The following is a 6,312-nucleotide window of genomic DNA, read 5'->3' on the forward strand; positions in this document are numbered from 1 at the left end:
TTGCCCCCGGCTAAACCTGCGGGTCGCGCGGATCTACCAGTGCAGACCGGGGACCAGCCGGACGAACTGCTTGACCGGCTTGGGTACTCCCACCCGCGGGACGGCGCGGGCGGGGCGCTTGGGCCGGCGGGGATCAACGGGTTCGGCGATTCCGCGGGCGGCGGGGGAGTCCGGATAGCCCAGATAGAGCTGATGCAGGATGCGGCGGGACAGCTTGGGTGCGAACTGGTGACCCGCCTCGGCGAGGGTGCCCATCGGGGTGTCGATGCGCACCGGCTTTTCCACCAGAGCGCGTACCACCATCGCTGCCGCACGCTCGGCGCTGATGGGCGGCACCGGGTTGAGCCGCTTGGACGGCGCGATCATCGGCGTCGCTACCAACGGCATGTGGATGTTGGTGAAAGTGATGTGGTCGGAGAGGGTTTCGGTGGAGACCACGTCGGCGAAGGCGTCCAGCGCCGCCTTGGTGGGCAGATACGAGCTGTACTTCGGGTTGCGGGCCTGCACCCCCGCGCTGGAGACGTTGACGACGTGGCCGAACCGGCGCTCGCGCCAGTGTGGCAGCAGCGCCAGCACCATCCGCACCGCGCCGAAGTAGTTGACCGCCATCACCCGTTCGTAGTCGTGCAGACGGTCGGTCGAGTTGACCACGGAGCGGCGGATCGACCGGCCGGCGTTGTTGACCAGATAGTCGACATGGTCGAAACGGCCGAGAATGTCCTTCACGGTGTGTTCCACCGACGCCGAATCGGTGATGTCACAGGCGAAGGCGTAGGCCTGCCCACCCGACGCGCGGATCTCGGCGACCAGTTCGTCAAGCGCCTCGCCGTTGCGGGCCAGGGCGAAGACGGTGGCGCCGCGCTGCGCCACGGCCAGCGCGGAGGCCCGGCCGATGCCGCTGGATGCGCCGGTGATGATGACGTGCCGGCCCACCAGTGGGCCGCTGCGATCGTCGCGCCGCGCCCGGTCGGGATCGAGGTGTTCAGCCCAGTACCGCCACAGCCTCGGCGCGTACGTCGCAAATTCGGGGACGGCAATTCCGCTGCCCGCCAACGCTTTCACCGTTTCGTCGCTGATGAAAGTGGGGGCCAGATCGATCACGTCGAGGACCTCGGCGGGCACTCCCAACTGGGTGGCCGCCATGTTGCGCAGCACTTTGGCGCGCCCGCTCACCTTGAGGACGGAACTCGCCACCGAACGGGGCAGTGACCCGCGCAGCGGCGGTAGTCCGGCGGCCCGCGCGATGCCGCGGTAGATGCCCCGCAACCCGACGGTGGTCGGTGCCGTCAGGTGGAACGTCTGCCCGTCCCGGTTGTCGGCGTGCAAAAGAGCGACCAGCGCGTCGGCCACGTAGTCGACCGGGACGATATTGGTGCGTCCCGTGTCGGGCAGCAGCACCGGCGTGAGCGAGGGCAGGACGGCGAGCCTGCCCAGCACGCCGAAGAAGTAGTACGGCCCGTCGATCTTGTCCATCTCACCGGTCCGCGAATCACCGACCACCACGCCGGGCCGGTAGATGCGGTAGCGCAGACCGGGTGTGCCCCGCACCAGCGCTTCTGCCTCGAACTTCGTCTGGTGGTACGGCGTGGGCAGTCCCTGTCCGACGTCGAAATCGTCCTCGGTGTACTCGCCGCGGAAGTCGCCGGCCACCGCGATCGAGGAAACGTGGTGCAAGGTGGCGCCGAGGCGCTGTGTGAGCGCGATGACCGCGCGGGTGCCCTCGACGTTGGCCGCGCGCTGCCCGGCGTCGCCGACAGTGATGTCGTAGATTGCCGCACAGTGCACCACGTGGTCGATATCGCCGAGCTCGGCGATCACCTGCTCGGCCAGATCCAGTTCGGGCAGCTCCCCGACCAGTGGCTTTACTCGTTCGCCCCAGTCCAGGGCCAGGCGCTCGAAGCGTCCCAGCGACGGGCGCCGGACCAGCACCCACACCTGGGCATCGGGCGTGTGGTCGAGCAGACGGGCAACGACTCGGCGGCCAATAAACCCGGTACCGCCGGTAACGACATACCGCATGCAGCCCATCGTCGCGGCATGCGGCCGCCGCCGTCAACCTTGATCGGCCGGCTCAGCTGAAGCTGCGCACACCGTCCCAGTCGACCAGCGTCCAGCCGGTGGTCGGGTTACCGGTGATGACCACGCGCCCGACGTTGGGCAGCGGGTGACTGTTGAGCAGGCTGAGCTTGGGATTCTTGACGTTCATCAGTGTCCACACCATGATCGCGGTGCCCTGGGAGAACACCGCCGGCTTGTTGTGGCCACTGTCATAGATCTTGCGGACCGCGCCGCTGAACTCGGAGTTGAAGTCGCTGCCGTTCACCGAGCCAGGGATGCTGGTGTTCACGTCGCCATCGATCCAGCGGACCGGCGCCAGCATGTAGGTCGTGTTGGACATCGACTCCGGTTTGCCGTTGTACCAGCCGGCGCCGATGGACTGCAGTCCCTTGAGGATCTCGACCTGTCGGCCGACCTCGGTGGCCAGCGGCCCGGCGGTTTGCTGATCTGCGGCCATGGGGGACGAGTACAGGGCGTCGAACTCGGTATGCCCGACTTGGTGGGCGAGTTGCTGGGCCTGGCCCTTGCCGTCGACGGTGAGGCTCGGACCCGGTACCGAGGTGTCGATGATCCCGTCGGCGTTGGCTTGGGATTGTGCGTTGCGGATGAAAGTCAGGGTGATGCTGCGTACCTGCGGGCTACTGCTGCAGGCACCGACGATCACCGCCGCGGCGGCCACAGCTACGAATTTGGAGGCCCGCCTGATCAATGTGCGCTTCGCCATGGCGATAGCCTGCCCTGCCGACACCGTCGGTGGGAAGGGTTTGCGATGGTTAGGTCAAAGAAAATGCATCAATCGAAATCTTCGAGGAGATCCGCGTGGCGATTGACCCGAGTGCCGTCGGTGCGGCGACCGAGCCGCAGCTGTTCGAGTGGACCGACCGGGACACCCTGCTGTATGCGCTCGGAGTCGGTGCGGGTCTCGAGGATCTTTCCTTCACCACCGAGAACAGCCACGACATTCCGCAGCAGGTGCTGCCGACCTACGCGGTGATCTGCTGCCCGGCTTTCGGGGCGGCTGGCAAGGTCGGGACGTTCAACTGGGCCATGCTGCTGCACGGGTCACAGACCGTCCGGCTGCATGCGCCACTGCCGCCGGCCGGCAAACTGTCGGTGGTCTCCGAGGTGACGGACATCCAGGACAAAGGTGAGGGCAAGAACGCCATCCTGATGCTGCGCGGCAAAGGTACCGACCCTGACACCGGGACGTTGATCGCCGAGACGCTCACCACCCTCGTCATCCGGGGTGAAGGCGGTTTCGGTGGCGAGAAGGGGGAGCGCCCGGTGGCGCCCGAGTTCCCCGACCGCGAGCCCGACGCCCGGATAGAGCTGCCCACCCGCGAGGACCAGGCGCTGATCTATCGGCTGTCCGGCGACCGCAACCCGCTGCACAGTGACCCGTGGTTCGCCACCAATCTGGCCGGATTCCCCAGGCCGATCCTGCACGGCCTGTGCACTTACGGGGTATCCGGCCGGGCGCTCGTCGCCGAACTGGGCAACGGTGTCGCCGCCAATGTCACCTCGATCGCCGCGCGGTTCACCAAGCCGGTTTTTCCCGGCGAGACGCTGTCGACGCTCATCTGGCGAACCGAACCGGGCAAGGCGCTGTTCCGCACCGAGGCCTCCGGCGCGGAAGGTCAGGGGCCGCGGGTGGTGCTCGACGACGGGGAAGTGGAGTACGTCTCGTAACGTTTGGCCGCTCGGTAGTAGTGCACGTACGCGGCCGCCGGCACCACGACGAAGGTGGCCACGATCAGCACGATAGAGAAGTAATTGGCGCCGCCCTGAGGTGTCAGCAGGATTGTCCGGTAGTCGAACGACACCGCCAGCGACACCGAGATCACCACGGCAACTACCGGTAACACTTTGTCGGTGAACCGGTTTCGCCTCACCTGCGCGTGCTCTGCGGACTGGCCGCGTGCCAGTTCCATCAGGGCGATCGGGACGATGATGAACTGGATGAACCGGGCGATCACCGCCAGACCGGTCAGGTTGTCGTTGTCGAAGCGCAATGCCAGCGGAAACGCCAGCGCCAGCGCCGCAGTGATGCCGAAAGCCACCATGGGAACGCCGAATCGGTTCTTCTTCGACAGCGCCGACGGCAGTGTCCGGGTGTCCGCCAGTGCGGTCCACAGCCGGGGTGCGCCGAATGACGCGGCGACGTTGATGCCGAACATCGATACCAGCGCGCCGAGCACGACGATGGTGCGAAAGACGTCGTTATCGATGGCTGCCGCCAATTTGACCGTGTCGGTAGATTGCACGATGTCGGTGGAACCCAACAGCATGGCGACGGTGACCGCGGACACGTAAACGGTGCCCACTGCCACGATCGCAACGGGTATTGCCCGCGGCAGGGTGCGTTCGGGTCCGTCCATTTCCTCGGCGGCGTTGGCGATCGACTCGAAACCGGTGAACGCGTAGAGAGCTGCCATCGTGGCCAGGACCAAGCTGCTGAGCGTGCTCTGGCCGATGCCGATGAAACCGAACAGGGCGTACGGCGCGGGGTGATAGACGTCCGGGGAGCTGGCTGCGGCGTAGTCGTTCACATGCTGGGTCACGATGACCCACAGCCCACCGACGATGAAGACGGAAAGCGCGAAAACCTTTCCCGCGGTGGAGATTCCGTTGGCCCAACGGATAACCCGATTGCCGAACAGATTGATGGCCAGCAGCACCGCGATGAACAACAGGAAGGTCAGCGTCTTCACGCTGAGCAGGTCGGTGTCCTGGTCCCAATGCTTGCCCGGGAAAGCGACCCTGAGCAGCGTAGAGACGAACAGCGACGCCAGCACCCCCCACGCGATGGACGCGATGACCGCGTGCGTGACACCGACGTAGATCGCGAGTCGCTGGCCGAATGCCGCATTCGTATAGGCGTAGGAGGCGCCGTTGGTCTTGACATATCTGGCGGCGGTGGCGAAGACAACCGCCATGATGCCGGCGAACAGACCGGCCAGCAGGTAGGCGACCGGCGCCAGCGGCCCGGCGAGCCTGATGACCGCGCCGGGGGTCAGGAAGATGCCTGCTCCGATGATCGCATTGATCCCGAGCATGACAACGCTCCAGAAACCGAGCTTGTTGATCGGACGCCCTCCTATCGGCAGGCCGCCTAGCGCAGGGGTTGTTGGCGGAACGAGGGTCCCACATGTCAGCTGCGAATGCCGCGGCGTAGATCCGCCGCGCCACCATTTGGCGGCAGCCCCGGTGGCCGACTGGTGCTAGGCGTTTTGACCCTGGGTGCCGCTGCCGATGCCAAGGTAGCCGAGACCGCCGAAGCCGCCGACGCCGACTGCGCCTCCGTTGCCTCCGCTGTTTGCTTCAGCGCCGCTGTTGGCGCCGTCGCCGCCAGCTCCGCCGATGGCACCACCGTCACCGGGGTTGCCGTTGCCGGTGCCGCTGACGGCGTTGGCAACGGCACCCCCGCCACCGCCACCCCCGGTGCCGTTGCCGCCGCTTCCACCGGCGCCTCCGCTGGCAGCTGGGATGGAGACAAGGGCGTTACCGCCGCCGCCGCCGCTGCCGGCAGTGCCGGCGGCCGAGCCGGCACCCCCGCCACCGCCGCCCCCACCACCGATGGCCTCGGCCTTGGATCCGCTGTTGCTCGTGGCATAGCCGCCGGCGCCGCCGCCGCCGCCGGCGCCGCCCGATCCCCCGGTGCCGCCGGTGGCGCCGCCGCCGGCGCCGCCGCCGCCGGCGAACCCGCCAAAGGCCTGGCTCGAGGGCGCGTTGATGTTGGATGCGCCGCCGCCGGCGCCGCCACCGCCGCCGCTGCCGCCGGTGCCACCGCCGCCGCCGGTGCCGCCGGTACCGGCGTTTCCGCCCACGCCGCCGGCGCCGCCACCGCCGCCGCCGCCGCCGTAGACGTTGTCGTAGATGCTGGCGGTGTCGCCGCCTTCGCCGCCGGTGCCGCCCCCGCCGCCTTGCCCGCCGCTGCCGTTGGTGCCGGTACCGACGACATCACCACCGGCCCCGCCGGCGCCGCCTCGGCCGCCGTTGCCGCCTTGGCCGCCGACCCTGGTGGCGGCGGATGGGTCGGCCGAGCCCTCGCCGCCGCCACCGCCACCGCCACCGCCGCCGCCTTGGCCGCCTTGGCCGCCACTGCCCCCGTCGGTTCCGGTACCGCCGACCCCGCCCGAGCCGCCGCTACCGCCGCTGCCGCCGTTACCTCCGTTGTTCAAGACACCGGCGGCTCCGGTGCCACCGCCGCCGCCCTGACCACCTTGGCCACCTTGGCCGCCCGCGCCGCCGCCC

General features: G+C 68.3%; 4 protein-coding genes and 1 pseudogene. 1 reads left to right on the forward strand and 4 read right to left on the reverse strand.

Going from position 1 to position 6,312, the window contains the following annotated elements:
• Positions 1 to 33: 33 nt before the first annotated feature.
• The gene (locus AC5Y7D_RS25305) at positions 34 to 2,019 is read right to left on the reverse strand and encodes an SDR family oxidoreductase (RefSeq protein ID WP_499928567.1); all 1,986 of its coding nucleotides are present in this window, start codon (positions 2,017 to 2,019) and stop codon (positions 34 to 36) included.
• Positions 2,020 to 2,071: 52 nt separating this feature from the next.
• Positions 2,072 to 2,782, reverse strand: a complete 711-nt coding sequence (locus AC5Y7D_RS25310; protein ID WP_499928568.1) for a histidine phosphatase family protein — start codon at positions 2,780 to 2,782, stop codon at positions 2,072 to 2,074.
• A gap of 95 nt (positions 2,783 to 2,877) precedes the next feature.
• On the opposite strand from AC5Y7D_RS25310, the gene AC5Y7D_RS25315 reads away from it, so the two are divergent.
• A complete protein-coding gene (locus tag AC5Y7D_RS25315) occupies positions 2,878 to 3,747 on the forward strand; it encodes a MaoC family dehydratase (protein ID WP_499928569.1) in 870 nt (289 codons plus the stop codon).
• Here AC5Y7D_RS25315 and AC5Y7D_RS25320 read toward each other — a convergent pair.
• The gene (locus AC5Y7D_RS25320) at positions 3,696 to 5,165 is read right to left on the reverse strand and encodes an APC family permease (protein ID WP_499928573.1); all 1,470 of its coding nucleotides are present in this window, start codon (positions 5,163 to 5,165) and stop codon (positions 3,696 to 3,698) included. The two genes, AC5Y7D_RS25315 and AC5Y7D_RS25320, sit on opposite strands and share 52 nt — an antisense overlap.
• 114 nt (positions 5,166 to 5,279) lie before the next feature.
• Positions 5,280 to 6,312 (reverse strand): annotated as a pseudogene (locus AC5Y7D_RS25325) (PE family protein); the annotation flags it as partial.

It is taken from the genome of Mycobacterium sp. NGS49, assembly GCF_059812565.1.

Coding starts and splice junctions, on each gene's coding strand:
- AC5Y7D_RS25305 (WP_499928567.1), bottom strand. CDS start 2,019: ATGCGGTATGTCGTTACCGGCGGTACCGGGTTTATTGGCCGCCGAGTC.
- AC5Y7D_RS25310 (WP_499928568.1), bottom strand. CDS start 2,782: ATGGCGAAGCGCACATTGATCAGGCGGGCCTCCAAATTCGTAGCTGTG.